At 68.0% G+C, this 19,310-nt stretch carries 24 protein-coding genes; 16 read left to right on the top strand and 8 right to left on the bottom strand.

The genetic code is table 11. The features are described from left to right. The first annotated feature begins 83 nt into the window (after positions 1 to 83). Positions 84 to 566: a nuclear transport factor 2 family protein gene (locus AC5Y31_RS07410; protein ID WP_499979320.1), complete on the top strand. Its 483-nt coding sequence runs from the start codon at positions 84 to 86 to the stop codon at positions 564 to 566. Between the two features lie 9 nt (positions 567 to 575). Next, positions 576 to 1,358 (top strand): IclR family transcriptional regulator, encoded by a 783-nt coding sequence (locus AC5Y31_RS07405; RefSeq protein WP_499979318.1) that lies wholly within the window; start codon positions 576 to 578, stop codon positions 1,356 to 1,358. Here AC5Y31_RS07405 and AC5Y31_RS07400 read toward each other — a convergent pair. Together AC5Y31_RS07400 and AC5Y31_RS07395 are read right to left on the bottom strand one after the other, a co-directional pair. Further along, positions 1,355 to 2,176, bottom strand: coding sequence for an IclR family transcriptional regulator domain-containing protein (locus AC5Y31_RS07400; protein ID WP_499979315.1), 822 nt, complete (start codon positions 2,174 to 2,176; stop codon positions 1,355 to 1,357). The two genes, AC5Y31_RS07405 and AC5Y31_RS07400, sit on opposite strands and share 4 nt — an antisense overlap. Before the next feature lie 17 nt (positions 2,177 to 2,193). After that, positions 2,194 to 2,607, bottom strand: coding sequence for a hypothetical protein (locus AC5Y31_RS07395; protein WP_499979311.1), 414 nt, complete (start codon positions 2,605 to 2,607; stop codon positions 2,194 to 2,196). 188 nt (positions 2,608 to 2,795) lie between these two features. On the opposite strand from AC5Y31_RS07395, the gene AC5Y31_RS07390 reads away from it, so the two are divergent. The 7 genes from AC5Y31_RS07390 to AC5Y31_RS07360 are packed head-to-tail and all read left to right on the top strand — an operon-like array spanning position 2,796 to position 6,038. Then, positions 2,796 to 3,755, top strand: coding sequence for a LysR substrate-binding domain-containing protein (locus tag AC5Y31_RS07390; protein WP_499979309.1), 960 nt, complete (start codon positions 2,796 to 2,798; stop codon positions 3,753 to 3,755). Positions 3,756 to 3,797: 42 nt separating this feature from the next. Continuing rightward, on the top strand, positions 3,798 to 4,097 hold the full coding sequence (locus tag AC5Y31_RS07385) for a PE family protein (RefSeq protein WP_499979308.1): 300 nt from the start codon (positions 3,798 to 3,800) through the stop codon (positions 4,095 to 4,097). Positions 4,098 to 4,126: 29 nt separating this feature from the next. Next, complete coding sequence (locus AC5Y31_RS07380; RefSeq protein WP_499979305.1) at positions 4,127 to 4,423, top strand: WXG100 family type VII secretion target; 297 nt, start codon at positions 4,127 to 4,129, stop codon at positions 4,421 to 4,423. A gap of 18 nt (positions 4,424 to 4,441) precedes the next feature. Further along, positions 4,442 to 4,726 (top strand): WXG100 family type VII secretion target, encoded by a 285-nt coding sequence (locus tag AC5Y31_RS07375; protein ID WP_085265358.1) that lies wholly within the window; start codon positions 4,442 to 4,444, stop codon positions 4,724 to 4,726. Next, positions 4,726 to 5,166 (top strand): hypothetical protein, encoded by a 441-nt coding sequence (locus AC5Y31_RS07370; RefSeq protein WP_499979303.1) that lies wholly within the window; start codon positions 4,726 to 4,728, stop codon positions 5,164 to 5,166. Before AC5Y31_RS07375 ends, AC5Y31_RS07370 begins: the two co-directional genes overlap by 1 nt. 20 nt (positions 5,167 to 5,186) lie before the next feature. Next, positions 5,187 to 5,588: a hypothetical protein gene (locus tag AC5Y31_RS07365; protein WP_499979300.1), complete on the top strand. Its 402-nt coding sequence runs from the start codon at positions 5,187 to 5,189 to the stop codon at positions 5,586 to 5,588. Between the two features lie 18 nt (positions 5,589 to 5,606). Continuing rightward, positions 5,607 to 6,038 (top strand): hypothetical protein, encoded by a 432-nt coding sequence (locus AC5Y31_RS07360; protein ID WP_499979299.1) that lies wholly within the window; start codon positions 5,607 to 5,609, stop codon positions 6,036 to 6,038. 11 nt (positions 6,039 to 6,049) lie between these two features. Here the strand turns inward: AC5Y31_RS07360 and AC5Y31_RS07355 are convergent, their stop codons facing one another. From AC5Y31_RS07355 to AC5Y31_RS07340, 4 genes are read right to left on the bottom strand one after another with little or no spacing between them, the layout of a single operon-like run. After that, on the bottom strand, positions 6,050 to 6,403 hold the full coding sequence (locus AC5Y31_RS07355; RefSeq protein WP_499979297.1) for a CDGP domain-containing protein: 354 nt from the start codon (positions 6,401 to 6,403) through the stop codon (positions 6,050 to 6,052). An 8-nt stretch (positions 6,404 to 6,411) separates the two neighbouring features. After that, the gene (locus AC5Y31_RS07350; RefSeq protein ID WP_499979720.1) at positions 6,412 to 7,782 is read right to left on the bottom strand and encodes a PPE family protein; all 1,371 of its coding nucleotides are present in this window, start codon (positions 7,780 to 7,782) and stop codon (positions 6,412 to 6,414) included. Between the two features lie 2 nt (positions 7,783 to 7,784). Continuing rightward, on the bottom strand, positions 7,785 to 9,050 hold the full coding sequence (locus AC5Y31_RS07345) for a PPE family protein (RefSeq protein WP_499979296.1): 1,266 nt from the start codon (positions 9,048 to 9,050) through the stop codon (positions 7,785 to 7,787). A 5-nt stretch (positions 9,051 to 9,055) separates the two neighbouring features. After that, on the bottom strand, positions 9,056 to 10,333 hold the full coding sequence (locus tag AC5Y31_RS07340) for a PPE family protein (RefSeq protein ID WP_499979292.1): 1,278 nt from the start codon (positions 10,331 to 10,333) through the stop codon (positions 9,056 to 9,058). Positions 10,334 to 10,524: 191 nt separating this feature from the next. Here AC5Y31_RS07340 and AC5Y31_RS07335 point away from each other — a divergent pair, with 191 nt between their 5' ends. The 5 genes from AC5Y31_RS07335 (at position 10,525) to AC5Y31_RS07315 (ending at position 15,483) form a co-directional block, all read left to right on the top strand. After that, a complete protein-coding gene (locus AC5Y31_RS07335; protein WP_499979288.1) occupies positions 10,525 to 11,124 on the top strand; it encodes a hypothetical protein in 600 nt (199 codons plus the stop codon). 8 nt (positions 11,125 to 11,132) lie between these two features. Further along, positions 11,133 to 12,662: a long-chain-fatty-acid--CoA ligase FadD17 gene (gene fadD17, locus AC5Y31_RS07330; protein ID WP_499979286.1), complete on the top strand. Its 1,530-nt coding sequence runs from the start codon at positions 11,133 to 11,135 to the stop codon at positions 12,660 to 12,662. 2 nt (positions 12,663 to 12,664) lie between these two features. Next, positions 12,665 to 13,411 (top strand): glucose 1-dehydrogenase, encoded by a 747-nt coding sequence (locus AC5Y31_RS07325; protein ID WP_499979283.1) that lies wholly within the window; start codon positions 12,665 to 12,667, stop codon positions 13,409 to 13,411. 72 nt (positions 13,412 to 13,483) lie between these two features. Then, a complete protein-coding gene (locus tag AC5Y31_RS07320) occupies positions 13,484 to 14,695 on the top strand; it encodes an NADH:flavin oxidoreductase (RefSeq protein ID WP_499979281.1) in 1,212 nt (403 codons plus the stop codon). After that, positions 14,692 to 15,483, top strand: coding sequence for an SDR family oxidoreductase (locus AC5Y31_RS07315; RefSeq protein WP_499979278.1), 792 nt, complete (start codon positions 14,692 to 14,694; stop codon positions 15,481 to 15,483). The genes AC5Y31_RS07320 and AC5Y31_RS07315 overlap by 4 nt, the downstream gene beginning before the upstream one ends. A gap of 1 nt (position 15,484) precedes the next feature. Here AC5Y31_RS07315 and AC5Y31_RS07310 read toward each other — a convergent pair whose 3' ends face one another. After that, the gene (locus AC5Y31_RS07310) at positions 15,485 to 16,582 is read right to left on the bottom strand and encodes an acyl-CoA dehydrogenase family protein (protein WP_499979277.1); all 1,098 of its coding nucleotides are present in this window, start codon (positions 16,580 to 16,582) and stop codon (positions 15,485 to 15,487) included. A gap of 34 nt (positions 16,583 to 16,616) precedes the next feature. Next, the gene (locus AC5Y31_RS07305) at positions 16,617 to 17,795 is read right to left on the bottom strand and encodes an acyl-CoA dehydrogenase family protein (protein WP_065024261.1); all 1,179 of its coding nucleotides are present in this window, start codon (positions 17,793 to 17,795) and stop codon (positions 16,617 to 16,619) included. Between the two features lie 192 nt (positions 17,796 to 17,987). Here AC5Y31_RS07305 and AC5Y31_RS07300 point away from each other — a divergent pair, with 192 nt between their 5' ends. Continuing rightward, a complete protein-coding gene (locus AC5Y31_RS07300; RefSeq protein WP_064854212.1) occupies positions 17,988 to 18,182 on the top strand; it encodes a ferredoxin in 195 nt (64 codons plus the stop codon). Between the two features lie 81 nt (positions 18,183 to 18,263). Beyond that, complete coding sequence (locus tag AC5Y31_RS07295; RefSeq protein WP_499979272.1) at positions 18,264 to 19,178, top strand: 3-oxoacyl-ACP reductase; 915 nt, start codon at positions 18,264 to 18,266, stop codon at positions 19,176 to 19,178. Positions 19,179 to 19,310: the final 132 nt, after the last annotated feature.

The following is a 19,310-nucleotide window of genomic DNA, read 5'->3' as shown; positions in this document are numbered from 1 at the left end:
ATCGTCACCCGTGCGGTGCTTTGGCGGGCGGGTCATCTCGCTGGGTGGGATGCCCCCCCGCCGCCCCGAGCCGGCGTGCTGCAATGGTCTGCGTGAGCGATCTTGAGAACATCGAGGCCATCAAGCAGGTCAAATACCGCTACCTGCGGGCGCTGGACACCAAACACTGGGATGACTTCGCCGCAACCCTGGCCGAGGACGTGACCGCCGACTACGGCAAGTCGATGGGCACCGAGCATAAGTTCACCGACCGTGACTCGCTGGTGGACTTCATGCGGTCCTCGCTGCCGGCGAATGTGATCAGCGAGCACCGGGTCAGCCACCCGGAGATCACCCTGACCGGGCCGGACACCGCATCGGGCATCTGGTACCTGCAGGACCGGGTGATCATGTCCGAATACGACCTGATGCTTATCGGTGCCGCCTTTTATCACGACCGATACCGCCGCACCGCTGAGGGCTGGAAGATCAGCGACACCGGCTACCAGCGCACATACGACGCCACCATGCCGCTGTCGAGCATTCCCGGTTTCAAGGTGACGCCGGGGGATGCGCTGCACTGCTAAATTCGAGGAATGTCCAGGCCCGCCGGCGTTGAGGGCCAGGAGCTGGCTCCGCCCTCGATGGTGGAGCGAGTGACCTCCATCCTCGACGCGTTCGAGCAGCGGCCGACGGCACGGCTGAACTTGGACCAGGTCGTCGCCCGTACCGGGCTGCCGAGGTCGACCACCCACCGCATCCTGCGGCAGCTGGTCGGACTGCGGTGGCTGGAGTATCGCGGAGCCCATTACCGTCTGGGCTCGCGGGCGCTGGGCCTGGGTGGACAGGATGGGCTGCACGGCGAGATCCGCAAAGCGGCCGCGGAGCACCTGCACCAACTCCATCTGCGCACCGGGCTGGTAGTGCACCTCGCGGCGCTGGAGGGCACCGACGAGGTCTATCTGGACAAGATCGGCGGGCATTTCGCGGCGACCCTGCCGTCCAAGGTCGGCACCCGGCAGCCGGCCTACCTGACCACCGGCGGGCGAGCGATGCTCGCGTGGCTGCCGCCGGAGGAGGTCGATGCGAGGTTCGGGCGGCAATTGACGCGCTCCGGCGGCGGCGCGCGCTGGGATCTGCCCACTCTGCACCTTGAACTGGCCCACATTCGGCGGGCCCACGGCATCTCGATCGACCGCGGCGCGCAGACCCGCGTGCTTGTCGGGGTCGAGTTGCCCAGTGTGGCGGTGGCCATTCGCGGCGCCGACGGCCCGGTCGCGGCGATCTGTCTGGCCGGTGCGGCGAACTCGGTGCCGATCGAACGGGTGGTGCCGCTGGTCGCCGAAGCCGCGGCCCGGACGTCGCAGGCGTTGCGCTAGTCGGGCAGATTGACCAGCCCGAGTTCGGTATGGCCGATGTCGACGCTGATCTTCTCTGCCGTCGCCAGTACCTGCGGTAACAGTTCGCTGCGGATTGCGTCGGCTGAATAGGTCATCGACGATGCCGAAACACTCACCGCTGCAACGGTATTCTGGTTGCGATCGCGAATCGGAGCGGCCACCGAGCGCAATCCGTAGTCGGTTTGGTGGTCGATGATGCAGAAGCCCTCCCGGGCCACCTGCGCGATGTCGGCGGTCAGCTCCTTGCGTGACGCCGGGGTGCCGCTGGAAAAGGACACCAGCGGGATCGTCCGCATACAGTCGGCGCGTTTGTCCGGCGGCAGGCCTGCCAGCAGTACCCGCCCCATCGCGGTGGCGGGCGCAGCCAGCCGGGTGCCGACCACGATCGTCGCCGCCATGATCCGGCGGACCTGTACTCGTGCGACATAAACTATGTCGAAGCCGTCGAGCACCGCGACGGATGACGACTCGTTTATCGCCGCCGACAGTTCGGTCAGATGCGGCTGGGCCAGATCGGGCAGCGACAGGCTGGACAGATAACTGGACCCGAGTTCGAGGACGTGCGGGGTCAACCAGAACTGAGAGCCGTCGGTGGCGACGTAGCCCAGCTGGGCCAGCGTGAGCAGAAACCGGCGGGCCGCGGGTCGGGACAGTCCGCAGTGCCGGGCGACGTCGCTGATGGTCTGCCGCGGGTTTTTGTCGTTGAACGCTCGGATGACGCTGAGGCCGCGTGCTAGTGACTGGACATAGTCGCCGGAGGCCGACGCCGGCTCGGGGTCATCCTGCTGCACTGCCATCGTGCTGCCATGGTAGGTCAGGCGAGCTTGGTGAGGGTGAAACCGCTCGCCCGCGAGGCACCGCCGCACGGGCTGCCCTGCGGCTGCAACGTCCCCTGCAACGATGCCGGGTCGACGGAGAACCGGATGGTGGCCGGCAGGACCTTCCGGTTGTCGCAGCGGATTCCGGCCTCGTCGTACTTGGAGAAGACCCACTCGGAGCCTTCCAGGTGAGCGTCGGTGTCGGTCAGTCCGGACGCGGTGCTGATGTGGACGCAGCCCTTGCCGCAGGACGTGACCGTCCAGGTGGTGGCGAACGGCGCATCGCCGGAGCCGGCCGAGAGGTAGGCATAGCGGCCGGCGAAGTCTGCCGTGTCGTCGCTTCCGGACAGGGTGAAGGTTGCGGCGCCGACCAGGCCGGCGGCGGCCGCCGCGAGCAAGGTGATCTTCATCGACAGGCCTCTGCGTTCGTTATCCGTACGATTAGACGTATAACGGACAATATGGAGTGAGCGGCGGCACTGTCAAGCCAAAAATGTGTGCTGCGTCGCGTATTGACATCACGTGTGAACCATTTCATACTGATCGCTATGCGAACAGGTGTACGTAGTACGTACGGTGCGCTGGGGCGCGGCGCCTGATGGATCAACTGCGGCTGCTGGACGGCCGGTTGAAGCTGCGGCATTTGGTGCTGGTGGATGTGCTGACCACTCAGGGCAGCGTGATCGCCGCAGCCGCCGCGCTGCACATCACCCAGCCGGTGGCGACCCGAACGCTGCGTGACCTCGAGGCGATTCTGGGCGTGCCCCTCTACGAGCGCGGCCCACGAGGGGTGACCCCGACGGTTATCGGCGAGACCTTCACCAGGCACGCCCGGGCCGTTCTGGCTCAGCTCGCCCAGGCCGGGCGTCATGTGACCGAATTGGCAGACCCGCACCGGGGAACCGTGGTGGTCGGAGCTGACGCGGGCGGGGCCAACCGGCTGCTGTTGCGGGCGATCGCGCGGCTGAAAGTCGAGCGCCCCCGGTTGACCGTGGTGGTCGAGGAGAACACCCCGGAAGTGCTCGCTGTCGAGTTGGGTGCGGGCCGGCTCGACTTGATCGTCGCGCGGCGCGGGCCCGCGAGCGAATCCGAGATGCAAGCCCCGCTCTACACCGAACCGGTCGGGGTGTTCGCCCGCGCCGCGCACCCACTGCTGCAGCGGCCCGCGGTGACGTTCCTCGACCTGCAGGGGCAGCCCTGGGTCATCCCCGGCGCGGACACCGGTCTGCGCCGGGAGGTCGAGCATCTGTTTGCTCGGCACCGCATGCCGCTGCCGGAGAACCGGGTCGAAGTGTCATCGCTGCTGGCGATGCGCCAACTGTTGACCGACGCCGACCTGGTCGGCCTGCTGCCCGAACCGCTGGGCTACGACGACCCCAGCCTGTGCGCACTGCCCGTCACGCTGTCGGTCAAGAACTCGATCACCATCGCCACCGCGACCGGGCGCACCGTGAGTCCCGGCGCCGAGGCGCTGATCACCACTCTGCGGGAGCTGGCCGTTGAACAGTGTCACCCGCCCGACGTGCTTCCCCGGGCCCACCCCAGTCGGGCCTGCTGAGAATTCGCAAACCACTAAACAGTATCGAGAAAGGATGAACACATGTCGTTTGTGACGACGCAGCCGGAGATGCTCTCCTCGGCGGCGGGCGACCTGCAGGCGATCGGCGCGTCGGTCAATGCCGTGAACGCCGCCGCCGCGAGTCCCACGACGGGCGTAGTGCCCGCCGCGGCCGACCCGGTCTCCGCGCTGACCGCGGCCCAATTCGCCGCCCACGCCCAGCTCTACCAATCGGTCAGCGCCCAGGCCGCGGCCATCCACGAACAGTTCGTGGCCATGCTCGGCACGAGTGCGGGCTCGTACGCGGCCACCGAGGCGGCCAACGCCGCGGCCGCCGGCTAACCGAATCAACCGAAGAGAAGGAGAAGTACATGGCAACACGATTTATGACGGATCCCGACGCGATGCGCAGCATGGCGGGGCGTTTCGATGTGCACGCTCAGACGGTGGAGGATGAGGCCCGGCGGATGTGGGCGTCGTCGACGAACATCTCGGGTGCGGGCTGGGGTGGTCTGGCCGAGCGGACCTCGATGGACACCATGGGTCAGATGCAGACGGCGTTTCGCAACATCGTGAACATGCTGCACGGGGTGCGGGACGGGCTGATCCGTGACGCCAACCACTACGAGAGCCAAGAAGCGGCCTCGCAGCAGATCCTGAGCAGCTAGCAGAAAGGAAGTCGGGCTATGTCCATCAACTATCAATTCGGAGATGTCGACGCCCACGGTGCGTTGATTCGTGCCCAGGCGGCGTCGTTGGAGGCCGAGCACCAGGCGATCGTGCATGACGTGCTGGCTGCCGGGGATTTCTGGGGTGGCGCTGGTTCGGTGGCCTGCCAGGAGTTCGTGGCGCAGTTGGGCCGCAACTTCGCGGTGATCTACGAGCAGGCCAATGCCCACGGTCAGAAGGTGCAGACCGCCGGCAACAACATGGCCAACACCGACGCCTCCGTCGGCTCCAGCTGGGCCTGATGAAGACCGCAGCATCCCATGCGGCCGCCCTCACAGCGGCCTGCGCCGCCGCCCTCGCGGTGGCGGCGCAGGCCGGAGCCGAAGTTGCGGCGGTACCGGCTTTCGGCGGCCAGTACGCCTACTCCTACTCCGGCGGGATGAACGGCGCCGCGTTCGCCACGACCTGGACCGTCACCCCGTGCGGCGACGGCTGCGTGCACATCAACACGGCGTCGGGCCTCACCGACACCGATGCCCACTTGGTCGCAGGGCGGTGGGTCTTCCAGCGCTACGACACCGCCGGCATCCTCTGCGACAACCACACGCTGATGCCCGCAACGGTCGAGTTCCGGGTCGACCCGGCCACGCTCAACGGCGAGCTGCAGCCGCAAGGCACGCCCTGCGGCGGGGCCTCCCGGATGACCACGTTCACCCTGGCCAAGATCGGGCCGGGCGGTTGAGAGCCATCGCGGTGGCCCCGGTGTTGCTCGGGCTCGCCATCGCGGCCGCCCCGACCGCGGCGGCCGACGACTTCGACGGCACCTACGCCTACCGGCCCCTGACGGCCGACGGCGCCAGCGAGTTCTCCTCGCTGTGGACGGTCACCCCCTGCGGCGACGACTGCGTTCACATCCTCAGTTCCAGCGGGGCCACCGATGCCGACGCCCATCGGGACGGCACGTACTGGGTGTTCGACCGGTTCGTCGACCCCGGTATCGAGTGCCCGGGCAATTCCTACAACTTCACCAAACGGAAGCTGCCCACCACGATGCGCTTCCGCATCAACCCGCAGACCTTGATGGGTCAGTATCAGCCGGTGGGCACCCCGTGCGGCGGCACCCCGGTGCCGACCGCCTTCTCGCTGACCAAGACCCTCGGCTGACCAGACGGAGGCGCAGGCATGACCCATTCGGCGTTGATGGCGGCCGCGGTACTGGCCAGCGGTTTCGCGATCGCGGCTGCGCCTGCCGCGCGCGCGGACGACTTCAGCGGCACCTATTCGTTCAACGCGCCGGCGCAGGGCTACACCAAAGGATCCTCGACCACCTGGACCGTCACCCCGTGCGGTGACGACTGCCGCCACATCACCACCGCCAGCGGCGGTACGGACACCGATGCGCACCGGGAGGGAACGCACTGGGTGTTCTTCCGCTATGCGGACCCCGGTGTCGAGTGCCCCGGCAACGCCTATGTCATGACCAGGACAAAAATGCCTGCGACGCTGCGATACACGGTTGATCCGGAAGCGCTGATCGGGCAGTTCCAGCCGGAAGGCACCCCGTGCGGCGGCACGCCGATGCCGAGTCGATTCAATTTGACCAAACTCTCCTGACCGTGGCCGGATCACACCCGGCCGGTCGCCTCGCCGCCGTAGCCGATGTGGTACGGCGGTGACCCGGCCGGCAGCGCCTCCGGTCTGACCAACTGGCAGTCCGGCGGGCCCTCCGGCAGATATCCACTGGCGCCGCCGAACACCGTGATCGAAGTCGGCTTCGGCCGGGCGCAGCGCACCCAGCTGCCGTCGGGGCTGATGTCCTCGTCGCAGTACACCAGCTGTCCGTGGATACCGGGCAGGCAGTTGGACGGAAGAGTGCCACCGGACGGTTGCGCCGTGGCGCCGGGCGAGGACAACAGCGCGGCGACAGTGCCGGAGCCGAGACCCAGCGCGGTCACAAGTTGGCGAAGGTTCGCGGACATAGCTGAAGCTACCGCTGCATCGCCTTGTTGAGCAGTATCGCGGCCTGTTCCCGCAGGATGTCACGTTGCCGGCCCAGCTCGCCGACGGCCTTGCGCAGGCCTTCCAGTTCGTCGCGCTCACTGAGCGGGCCCTCGGCGGGGTTGTTCGGGTCGAACTCGGTCCAGCGACTACCCGCCTGTTGCCCGCCGGCGGCCGCCCCGGTGAGGCCAGGAACCAGGTTGCTGCGCGGGCCCTCCTTGAGCGCGGGCGTACCCCCCTTGGGCGCGTTGACCATGCTGCCGATCGGCGGCACGCCGCCGACCATGCCGCCCGTGCCGGTCGGGCCTTCGACGAGCGGGGTCGCCATGGACGCCAGCTTGATCTTCGGGACATCCCAACTGCCCGGGACCGAGAGCCCGCCGATCGACGTGGCACGCCCCAACCCGGCCGAAATCCCGCTGCCGCCCGGGCCGATCGGCGCGGCCGAACCGGCCAGCGTCGCGCCCATGGCATCGCCGGACACATCCGACACCACCGAGGCGGCTGCCGCGGCGGCCCCGGTACCCAGCGCCGACTGGAACTGCGTCACCCACGCGTTGACCAGTGGGATCAGCGAGAAGGCGCCGGCGTCGCCCCAGACCGCCATTCCGCTGGACATCGATGACAGCGGAGCGAGGTTTCCGAACAACGTCTCGAGCTGTACGACCGTCGGTGACTCGAACATGTTGATCAGCCACTGGGAGATCGGGTCCGTGCCCGTCGTGGCCTGGGCAGCGCCGGTCGACAGCGACTGCAGGGCGTCGGACACCTGGGTCGAACCGCTCTGCGCCGCCGCCTGCCCGACGGCCGCGCTCTGGCCGCCCTGGCCTGCCGGATTGGTGTTCTGCGCCGGCTCCCTGAACGGCGCCAGCGCCGCCGCCGCAGCAGAACTGCCGGCGTAGGTGTACATCGCGGTCGCATCCTGAGCCCACATCTCGAAGTAGTGCGCCTGGGTGGCCGCGATCGCCGGGGTGTTCTGGCCGAGGATGTTGGTGGCCACCAGTGCTGCCAACAGGCTGCGGTTGGTTGCGATCACCGGCGGCGGGACGGTCATCGCATGGGCGGCCTCGTAGGCTGCGGCCGCGGACCGCGCCTGGTCGGCGGCCTGCTGCGCCTGCTCGGCGATGGCGGTCATCCAGGCGGCATACGGGGTCGCGGCCGCGTTCATCGACGCCGATGCCGGGCCTTGCCACTGATGGTCGGTGAGCTCGGCGAGCACCGACCGGTATCCGGCCGCAGCCGTGCTGAGCTCGGCGGCCAGGCCGTCCCAAGCCGCCGCCGCCGACAGCATCGGGCCCGAACCGGGTCCGGTGTACATCCAGCCGGAGGTCACCTCCGGCGGTAGCGTCGCGAAATCCATCGTCATGGCGCAATGGCCTCCTTGATCGAGTTGGCAGCTTTGTCGCGCTGGCCCGTCAGGTCGGCGACGATCGCGCGCAGCTTGTCGAGTTCGTTGCGTTCGGGATCGCTGAGCGGGCCGGCGACACTGGACGTGCGACGGCGCGACCGGTTAGGCGCGGCCTGATTACCCAGCTGGGCAACGAGTTTCGTTCGCGGACCCGAGGCTCCGCCGGGCTTGCCGGGCTTGTCGATCAGGGCGGGGACCATCGGCACCCCGCCCATCCCAGCGGGGCCTGCCGAGGGCACCCCGGCCAGGCCGGAGGCCGCCGCCAGCGGCGTCGCGGACGAGGCCAGCCGGATCGGTGCGCCCCAACTCTGGGGCACCGACAAGCCCCCGACCGACGCGGCCCGGCCCAGGCCCGCTGAGGCGCCCACCAGTGTTTGCCCCAGGCCGGCGCCGGACACTTCGGACATAGTGGCCGCCGCGGCAGCGCCACCGGCGATGTGCGGGAAGAACGAATGCCAGACCGGGCCGAGCATTTGCATCGGTGACGCGATGCCGAGGTAGCCCGGCGCGCCGAGGGTGGCCAGCAGCTTTCCCAACGCCGTGATCGGCGCGTTGGCGGCGTGATACAGCGGGTTGGTCTGCAGGAAGTTGTTGAGCTGGGCGAGGAAGTCGACGAAGGAGTTGCCCCCGGCGGCGTCGCTCTGCGCGGTCGCCTGGGCGACGGCGGCGGCCTGCCTGCCCTGGCCGGCGGAGTCGGTGCTCCCGTTGGGACCGCTGAACGGCGTCAAGGTGGTGGCGGCCGCTGCGGAGGCCTGAGCATAAGTTTGCATGGCGGTGGCGTCCTGCGCCCACATCTCGGCGTAGGCGGCCTGGTTTGCCGCGATCGCCGCCGCGTTCTGCCCCATCACATTGCCGGCCGCCAGCAACTGCAGCGTCGATCGATTGGCGGCGATCACGGTCGGGGGCACCACGCCGGCGTGCGCTGCCTGATACGCCGCGGCGGCCGCCCGGGCCTGGGTCGCGGCCTGGCGGGCCTGCTCTGCGGTGGCGGTCATCCACTGGCGATAGGGGGCGGCCGCGGCGCTCATGGCCGCCGCCGAAGGGCCCTGCCACTGCCCGGCCAGCAGACTCGCGATGACCGACTCGTACTCGCCTGCGGCGGAGGAGAGTTCGTTGGCCAAGCGATCCCAGGCGGTGGCGGCGGAGAGCATCGACCCGGTTCCCGGTCCGGCATACATCCATCCGGAGGTCACCTCCGGGGGCAGCGCTGCGAAGCTCACCGGGCTCACGCCTGGAAGGCCTGGTTCATCAGACGCGTCACCGCGTCCTGCTCCATCACCAGCTCGGTCAGTTCCGCGCGCAGGCCGTCGAGTTCTTCGCGCTCCTTATCGGTCAACGGGTTAACCAGGTCCGGCGTACCCAACTCGCCGACCACCTTGCTGCGCAGGGTGTTTCGTGGATTGTTCCCGGCTACGCCGCGTGGCGCATTGACCACGCTGGCGATCGGCGGCATGCCATGCAGAGCGCCCATCCCGGCGCCGGCCGGCAACGCCGTAGCGGTGGCTGCGAGTTTGACCGGGGTGTCCCAGGTCTGGGGCACCGACAATCCGCCGATGCTGGTGGCGCGGCCCAGCCCGGCCGAGACCCCGCCGCCGCCGGCCGCGGCCTGGCCGCCGGCCGTGCTGATCAGTGTCGACCCCAATCCGGGCCCGGACACATCGGAGATGGTGAATGCCAACGGTGTGCCGCCCACGATCGCGGGGAACCAGGAGAAGATCGCCGGGATGACGTAGAAGATCGGCGAGATCGCCAGGAACATCGGCGTGCCGGCGACCGAAATGGCGCCCCCGAGCGTCTGGAGGGGAAAATTGGCCGCCTGATACAGCGGGCTGTTCTCTAGAAAGTTGTTGATCTGCGTGAGGAGATCGAGCAGCGGGTTGCCGCTGGCCATCGAACTCAGAATATTCGAGGCCTGGGAGCCGGCGCTTTGCGCTTCTGCTTGGCCGACCGCGGCGGACTGGCTGCCCTGGCCGGCCGGGTTGGTGCTCTGCGGCGGTTCGGCCAGCGGTGACAGAGTCGTCGCGGCCGCGGAACTGGCGGCGTAGCCGTACATCGCCGTGGCGTTCTGAGCCCACATCGCACCGTAGTCCGCCTGGTTGGCCGTGATCGCCGGGGTGTTCTGCCCGATGATGTTGGTGGCCAACAGCGAATGCAAGTGTGCGCGATTGGCGGCGATGACCGGAGGGGGGACCACCGCGGCGTGCGCCTCCTGGTAGGCCGCGGCGGCGGCGCGAGCCTGCCCGGCCACTTCGCGGGCCTGGTCGGCGGTTCCGCTCATCCAATGCGCAAAGGGCGCGGCGGCGACGGTCATCGCATTGGCGGCCGGGCCCTGCCACGGGTCAGCGACCAGCTCGCTGATCACCGCCTGGAAGTTCGAGGCGGCCGCGCCGAGTTCGGCGGCGAGCTGTTCCCAAGCCGTCGCGGCCGAGAGCATCGGTGCGACCCCAGGCCCGGAGTACATCCATCCGGAGGTCACCTCCGGCGGCAACGCCGCAAAGTTCACGGTCCTCTCCCCTCTCTCGCAGAAATCATGAAACGGGTGGTCGCGGGGAGTCGAATGCCGAATTCGTCGCCGGCTATAGCAGATCGGGCATAACGGACAGCGCCGCCACGGTAGGTCAAACCCCCGTTGACTTTGGTTGTGAGCTGCTTCATACTGACCGGTATGCGTACTCCTGTTCGGAGATCGTACATATGACGGAATTGATGTCGCCCGTCGCAGTGTCATCGCCCGTACTGCCCCACCGGCTCGCCCGTTACGCATGGCCGGCCCTGCTTAGCATCGGAATACTGGCGGTGGGGGTGGGTTTCACACTCCTGGTTGCGCCGGTTGGTCTGGCGCAGGTTCTGCTCGGCGGGTATCTGATTCTGTCGGGAATCGGCCAGCTGGCCGTTCCGTTCGGCACTCATCTCGGCAGCAGTAGGGCGCTGGCACTGCTGGCCGCCGACGGCTACATCATCTTCAGCACACTCGGCCTCAACGAGGCCTTCGGCACTCCGGCGCTGATCGCGCTATGGACCGCCCTGGCGATGATCGTGCGCGGACTCACCTGGCAGAACGCGACACTGATGAACAGGGCCATGCCGTCCCACGGACTGCAGGGGCTGGCCGGTCTGGTCGTGTTGCTCTGTGGCAACCTGCTTCTCGCGGTGCGGCCCGACACACCTGCGGCGCTGGCGATTGTGGCCGGCCCGGTGCTCATGCTGGCAGGCGCTCTGGAGATCATCACCGCGATCGGCGTCCGGCGCAACGACGTCAAAGCCAATCTTGACCCACAGGAGGAAGCCCGTTGAGTCGCGCCATGACTGGCAAACTGCCGACCGTGACCGGTCTGCTCGCGCCACTGGCTGAGATCGAGGACCGCGGAATCTATTTCGAAAACACTTTCACCAGTTGGCGGGCTCACCTCCGGCACGCGGCGGCGATCGCGGCGGCGCTGCGGGAGCGTCTCGACCCGAATCGGCCGCCGCACGTCGGGGTGCTGCTGGAGAACACTCCCTTCTTCTCGGCGCTGCTCGCCGCGGCCGGGATGTCGGGCATCGTGCCGGTGGGGCTCAACTCGGTGCGACGCGGTGCAGCGCTGGCCCGCGACATCGAACACGCGGACTGCCAGCTGGTTCTGGCCGACACCAGATCCACTGCGGCGCTGGGAGAGATACCGCACATCAACGTCGATTCGCCGTCGTGGGCGAGTGCTGTCGCCGTCCACCGGGATGCGCCGGTGAGCTTCGCGGACACCGCGTCGAGCGACCTGTTCATGCTGATTTTCACCTCCGGAACGAGCGGGGATCCCAAGGCGGTCAGATGCAGCCACGGGAAGGTCGCATATGCCGGCGGAATGATCGCCGACCAGTTCGCGATGACCTCCGATGATGTCTGCTATGTGGCGATGCCGTTGTTCCACTCGAACGCGATCCTGGTGGGCTGGGGCGTCGCCGCCGCCTGCCGCGGCTCGATCGTGTTGCGGCGCAAGTTCTCCGCATCACAGTTCCTCCCCGACATCCGGCGCTACGGGGCGACCTACGCCAACTATGTGGGCAAGCCGCTGGCCTACGTACTGGCCACTCCGGAGTGTCACGACGACGCCGAGAATCCGCTCCGCGTCGTCTACGGCAACGAGGGCGGTGCGCACGACATCGAACGGTTCGGCCGGCGTTTCGGCTGTGTGGTCGCCGATGGCTACGGCTCGACCGAGGGCGGGGTGTCGATCGGCCGCACTCCGGAGACCCCGGCCAGTGCGTTAGGCCCGCTTCCCGACGGTGTCGACGTCATCGACATCGACACCGGGCACAGTTGCCCGGCGGGCGTGACCGGCGAGCTGGTGAACAGCGCTGGCTCCGGAGGATTCGAGGGCTACTACAACAACCCCGGTGCCGACGCCGAACGCATGCTGGACGGCGTCTACCGCACCGGGGACCTGGCCTACCGCGACGACGACGGCTATGTGTACTTCGTCGGCCGGCTCGGCGACTGGCTGCGGGTGGATGGCGAGAACCTGGGCACCGCACCCATCGAACGGGTGCTGCTGCGGCATCCGGCGGTCACCGAGGCCGCGGTCTACGGGATCCCCGACCCCGCGGTGGGCGACCAGGTGATGGCCGCGCTAGTGCTGGCGCCGGAGGCCGAATTCGACCCGGAGGAGTTCGGCGCATTCCTTGCGGCGCAGGACGATCTGGGGCCCAAGCAATGGCCGGCCTACGTGCGCATCAGCGTGGCGCTACCACGCACCGCCACCTTCAAGGTACTCAAACGCGAGCTTGCGGCCGAAGCGCTCGCCTGCGCCGACCCGGTGTGGCAGCTGCGGCCCGCGCCTGATCTGCGGAGGAGCTGAGCATGCCGACGGCGGGACGTCTGAGCGGTCGGGTAGCGGTGATCAGCGGCGGCGCCCGCGGGATGGGCGCCGCGCACGCCCGCGAACTGGTTGCCGAAGGCGCTGCGGTGGTGTTGGGCGACATCATCGACGACGTCGGCGCGGCCACGGCCGACGAACTCGGCGACGCGGCGCGCTTCGTGCACCTGGACGTCACCCGGCCCGACCAGTGGAAAGACGCGGTCGACACCGCGGTCGGCGAGTTCGGTTCGCTGGACGTGCTGGTCAACAATGCCGGCATCGTCAACGGCGGGCCGCTGCACACCTACGAGCTTTCGGCATGGCAGCAGATCATCGACATCAACCTCACCGGAACGTTCCTGGGAATCCAGGCAGTCGCCACGACGATGGTCAGCCGGCGCCGCGGATCGATCATCAACGTCTCGTCGATCGAAGGCATGCGCGGCAGCCCGTTCTCGCACGGCTACGTCGCGTCGGAGTTCGGGGTGCGCGGCCTGACCAAATCCGCGGCGCAGGAACTGGCGCCCTACAACGTGCGGGTGAACTCGATCCACCCCGGCATGGTGCGTACCCCGATGATCGACGGCATTCCCGAAGACCTGCTGCCGATCCCGCTGGGCCGGCCCGGCGAACCCGAGGAACTGGCGAAGTTCGTCTGCTTTCTGGCCAGTGACGACTCGTCGTATGCGACCGGCGCCGAGTTCGTCGTGGACGGCGGGCTGATCAGTGGGGTGCCGCACAACAGCTGATGGGGACGCGCCCATCCCGCTGACCGGTATCGGCGATTGCCCCGGTTCGGGCGGCCCCGCACACTTGCGGCCGTGGCGATCACCCCAACCCCCGACCCGTTCACACCGGCCACCCTCGGCCCGGTCCGGCTGCGGAATCGGATCATCAAAGCCGCGACATCGGAAGGCCGGTCGCCGAAAGGTCTGGTCACCGACGAACTCATCGACTTCCACCGGCGCTACGTCGACGGCGGAGTGGGCATGACGACGTTGGCCTACTGCTGTGTCGCACCGGAGGGCGCCAGCGCGCCGGGACAGATCCTGATGAGCCGCAAGGCGATCCCCGGACTGCGGAAGTTCACCGACAGCATGCACGAGGGCGGTGCTGCGGTCTCCGCCCAGTTGGGCCATGCCGGTGTGGTGGCGTCCAAGAAGATCACCGGCAGCACGCCGATGGCGCCGAGCCGGTTCTTCAATCCGTCCAGTCTGCAGTACTGCCGTGGCATCAGTACATCGGAGATCGCGCAGGTCGTCGACCAATTCGGCGATGCCGCCGCCGTCGCGGTCGAATCCGGATTCGACGCGGTGGAACTGCATTTCGGCCACCTATACCTGCCTAGCTCATTCCTGAGCCCGAAACTCAACCGGCGCAGGGATTCCTACGGCGGCAGCATCGACGACCGCAGTCGATTCGTGCGGGAGATCTCCCGCCGGGTCCGGGAAACCGTCGGCGACAAGATCGCGGTGATCGCCAAGATCAGCATGGATGACGGCATTCGCGGGAGCATCTGGTTAACCGAGTCCCTGCGGACCGCGCAGCTGCTGGACCGCGACGCCAACCTCGATGCGATCGAACTGACCCAGGGTTCCTCGGTGCTCAAACAGATGTATCTGTTCCGCGGTGACGTGCCGGTCGATGAATTCGCGGCGGTGATGCCCGAACCACTTAAAACAGGCGTGCGGGTGCTCGGCAAGAAGATGATGGGGCAGTACCCCTATGAGGACCTCTACATGCTGGAGTCGGCTCGTCAGTTCGTCCCGCTGATGCGCAATACCAAGCTGATCCTGCTCGGTGGAATCACCAACTACGGCCACCTGGTCACCGGGATGCGGGAGGGCTTCGACTACCTGGCGATGGCCCGGGCGCTGCTGCGCGAACCGGACCTGCTCAAGCGGATGATGGACGATCCGGCCACCGAAAGTCGTTGCAACCACTGCAACAAGTGCATGGTGACGGTTTTCGGACGCACCCATTGCGTGCTCGACCCCGACCAGCGGTATCCAGTAGGAAAGGCAGCTAAATGATCCTGGACAGTTTCCGGCTCGACGGCCAGGTCGCGGTGATCACCGGCGCCGGCCGCGGTCTCGGCGCGGCGATCGCGCTGGCGTTCGCCGAGGCCGGCGCCGACGTCGTCATCGCGGCGCGCACCCGACCGCAACTGGAGTCGGTCGCCGAGCAGGTCCGCGCCACGGGTCGCCGCGCCCACGTGGTCGATGCCGACCTCGCCGACCCGGAAACCGTTGCCGGCCTGGCCGCTACCGCGGTGGCCGAATTCGGCAGGCTCGACATCGCGGTCAACAACGTCGGCGGGACCGTGCCTGGCGCCCTGCTGAACACGTCGACCGCAGACCTGGTCAAGGCGTTCGAATTCAACGTCGGTACCGCCCATGCGCTGACCACCGCAGCGGTGCCGCGAATGTTGGAGCACCCCGGCTGCGGCAACGTGATCAACATAAGCTCCGCGATCGGCCGACTGGCCGGGCGGGGTTTCGCAGCCTACGGCACGGCGAAAGCAGCGCTTGCCCACTACACCCGGTTGGCCGCACTGGACCTATGCCCGCGGGTCCGGGTCAACGCGATCGCGCCGGGAGCGATCGTCACCTCATCGCTGGATGTGGTGGCCTCCAACGACGAGCTGCGGGCGTCCATCGAGCGGGTGACACCGATGCGCCGGCTTGGCGACCCGGCCGACATCGCCGCGGCAGCAGTGTATCTGGCGTCCCCGGCCGGCAGTTATCTGACCGGCAAGGTGTTGGAAGTCGACGGTGGCATGACCTTCCCCAACTTCGAATTGCCCATCGCCGACCTGTGACTCAGACCGGGGTCTCGGCCAGCTCGCGCCCGATCGCCAGCAGCTGCCCGGTAGCGCCGCCGAGTGCGAACTCGGTCTGTTTGGCGGCCAGGAAGTAGCGGTGAATCGGGTGGTCGATGTCGATGCCGACCCCGCCGTGGATATGGACGATGCTGTGCGCCACCCGATGGCCGGCCTCGGCGGCCCAGAACGCGGCCGTGGCCACCTGGCTTGCGGCCGGCAGTCCTTCGCCGACCCGCCAGGCCGCCTGGGTGAGGGTGAGGCGCAGCCCCTTGACGTCGATGTAGCCGTCGGCCAGCCGCTGCGACACGGCCTGGAAGCTGCCGATCGGCTTGTCGAACTGCTCGCGCTCGCGGGCGTATTCGGCGGTCAGGATCAGGCCGCGCTCCAGCACTCCCAGCTGGTAGGCGCTGTGGCCCAGCGCCGCAAGGCTGCTCAGGTGGTCGAGCGCTTCGGCTCCGCCGACGAGGCGGCCCGCCTCCAGCTCGGTACCGGATAGCTCCAGGTGCCCGACGCTGCCCAGTCCGGTGGTCGCCAACGGCGTCACCGTCACGCCGGGGTCCGTCGCGGCGACCAGGAAAACGCTGGTGCCGGAATCGGTGTCGGCCGGCACCAGGAAGGCGTCGGCCACCGGGGCGAACGCGACCTGGGTGCGGGTGCCGGTGAGCCGGAAGCCCGCGTCGCTTCTAGCGGCCCGCACCGGGCCCTCGCCCATGTCGCCGTCGAGTGCGGCGCTGAGGATCTTCTGCCCGGCCACAGCCGGTGCGCCCCAGTCCTTCTGCAATTGCGCGGAGCCGAACTTGGCCAGCGTCTCCGCGCCCAGCACCACCGACTCCAGGTAGGGCACCGCGGCCAGCTGACGGCCCAGCGCGGTCAGGATCGCTGTCTGCTCCAACACGCCGAACCCTCCGCCGCCCAGCGCCTCGCTCGCGGCACTGGACACGACGTCGGCGTCGATGAGCTTGCGCCACAGCCCGCTGTCGAAGCGCTGCTCCAGCCCGTCCAGCTCACGCTGGTGCTCCGGGGTGCACACCGCATCCACAATGGTGCCGACCAGACCCGAAAGGTCTTCGGCCGCTTCGGTGGTGGTGAAGTCCATGAGTGCTATGCCTCCAAGTCCTGTGAGTGTCAGATCAGCGGTTGCGGGGCAAGCCCAGGGCCACCATGCCGATGATGTCGCGCTGCACCTCGTTGGTGCCGCCGCCGAACGTCAGGATCAAACACGCCCGGTGCATCCGCTCGACCCGGCCGCGCAGCAGCGCGCCGGGGGAGTCCTGGCGCACGGTGGCCGCGGTACCGAGCACCTCCATCAGCAGCCGGTAGGCCTCGGTGGCCAGCTCGGTGCCGAAGACCTTGGCCGCCGAGGCGTCCGCCGGCGAGGGAGCAGCGTCGGTCGCGGATGCCAGCTCCCAGTTGTAGAGCTTGAGCACCTCGGCCTTGGCGAGCACCCGGGCCAGGTTGAGCTGCACCCACTGCGAGTCGATGATCCGGTTGCCGTGGGCGTCTTTGGTGTTCTGCGCCCAGTCGCGGACCTCGTCGAGCGCCAAGAAGATCGGCTGCGCCGACACCAAGGCAACCCGCTCGTGGTTGAGCTGGTTGGTCACCAGCTTCCAGCCCGCGTTCTCCTCACCGACCAGGCTGGTCACCGGCACCCGCACGTCCTGGTAATAGGTGGCGCTGGTGTCCGGGCCGGCCATGGTGTGCACCGGTGTCCAGGAGAAGCCCTCGGCCGTGGTCGGAACAATCAGCATCGAGATCCCGCGGTGTTTTTTGGCCTCCGGGTTGGTCCGAGCAGCCAGCCACACGTAGTCGGCATAGGCGATGAGCGACGTCCACATCTTCTGGCCGTTGATCACGTAGTCGTCGCCGTCGCGGACCGCGGTGGTGCGCAGCGAGGCCAGGTCGGTGCCGGCGCCCGGCTCGGAGTAGCCGATCGCGAAATGCAGGTCACCGGCGGCAATCTTGGGCAGAAAGAACTTCTTCTGCTCCTCGGTGCCGAACGCCATGATCGTCGGCGCGACGCTGTTGATGGTCAAAAACGGCACCGGGGCGCCGGCGATCGCGGCCTCGTCGGTGAAGATCAACTGTTCCATCGACGAGCGCGCCTGGCCGCCGTACTCCGTCGGCCAGCTCAGGGTCAGCCAGCCGTCCTTACCCATCTGGGCGACGGTCTCGCGGTAGACGTTGCCGGTGCCGTACTCGCCCTGCGTCGAACTCAGGGCCTCACGACGCTCCGGGGTCATCAGCCCGGTGAAGTAGGACCGCAGTTCGGCCCGCAGCTCTTCTTGGGCGGGCGTGTAGCTGATCTGCATCGGGGGAGTCCTTCGCTGGTGATCGGTGTCACGATAGGATTCTGTGGCGACAGCCCGTTGTAACACGTTCTAGTCTCGGGGTCCAACGGCCCTAGCTCGATGCGTGCGCGAGCTGTTGGATCGTAGGGTGACAGTAGCGGACAATGACGGGCGGAAATGTCCGTCCGGCGCAGGGTTTTTACAGGAGATGTCATGCGAGTTGAGGTGGATCTGGATCGTTGCGAGGGCAACGCGATTTGCGTCGGAATCGACCCCGACCTCTTCGATCTGAACGATGACGAGCAGGCTGTCGTCAAGATGGCACCAGTCCCGGCCGACCGCGAAGCCCATGCCATGCAGGCCATCGCCGAGTGCCCGCGGGCCGCACTGCGCCGGGTCGAGGACTAACCTCCCAGCCACAGGCAACTAGAGGTATTCATAACCGCCGGCGACGATGCAGCGCGCCGGCGACGAGGAGGAGTGGCGTACATGAGTGCGAACGACAACGCGGCCGATCTGTCCGGAAAGGTCGCCGTGGTGACCGGCGCCGCCGCCGGGTTGGGCCGGGCGGAGGCGATCGGGCTGGCCCGCTCCGGTGCGACCGTGGTCGTCAACGACATTGCGCCGGCGCTGGAATCCTCCGACGTGATCGACGAGATCGCCGCCGCCGGCGGCAAGGGCGTTCCGGTGGCCGGTGACATCAGCCAGCGCTCCACCGCCGATGACCTGGTGAGCACCGCCGACGGCCTGGGCGGGCTGAGCATCGTCGTCAACAACGCCGGGATCACCCGGGACCGGATGCTGTTCAACATGTCCGACGATGACTTCGACGCCGTGATCGCCGTGCACCTGCGCGGACACTTCCTGCTGACCCGTAACGCGGCCGCCTATTGGCGCCAGAAGGCCAAGGATTCCGACGGGACCGTCTACGGCCGGATCGTCAACACCTCCTCGGAGGCCGGCCTGATGGGTCCGGTCGGGCAGGCCAACTACGGCGCGGCCAAGGCGGGGATCACCGCGCTGACGCTGTCGGCGAGCCGGGCGCTGAGCCGCTACGGCGTCACCGCCAACGCGATCTGCCCGCGGGCCCGCACCGCGATGACCGCCGATGTGTTCGGTGAAGCGAAGGTAGCCGAAGGCGAGATCGACCCGCTGTCGCCCGAGCACGTGGTGACCCTGGTCCGGTTCCTGGCGTCCCCGGCGTCGGCGTCGGTCAACGGGCAGGTTTTTGTGGTCTATGGACCCGAAGTGACGCTGATGGCCGCGCCGACGGTGGAACGAAAGTTCAGCGCCGAAGGTCAGGCTTGGGATCCGGCGGGGTTGTCGGACACGCTGGCGAACTACTTCTCCGGCCGGGATCCGCGCCGGACGTTCTCCGCCTCCGAGCTGATGGACGCCGATTAGAACGCGTTTCAGCTAGGGTTGGCACACACTAGGCTGACCAGGACAAATAGGCAGTCTAGTGTTCTTTGACACTGCGAACTTGTTCTAGTTAGTATGATCCGGCTCACGCCAGGCGCCGTCTGAATCGATCGA

This window comes from Mycobacterium sp. NGS18 (assembly GCF_059813185.1).
This window is presented reverse-complemented; position numbering and strand designations above follow the sequence as displayed.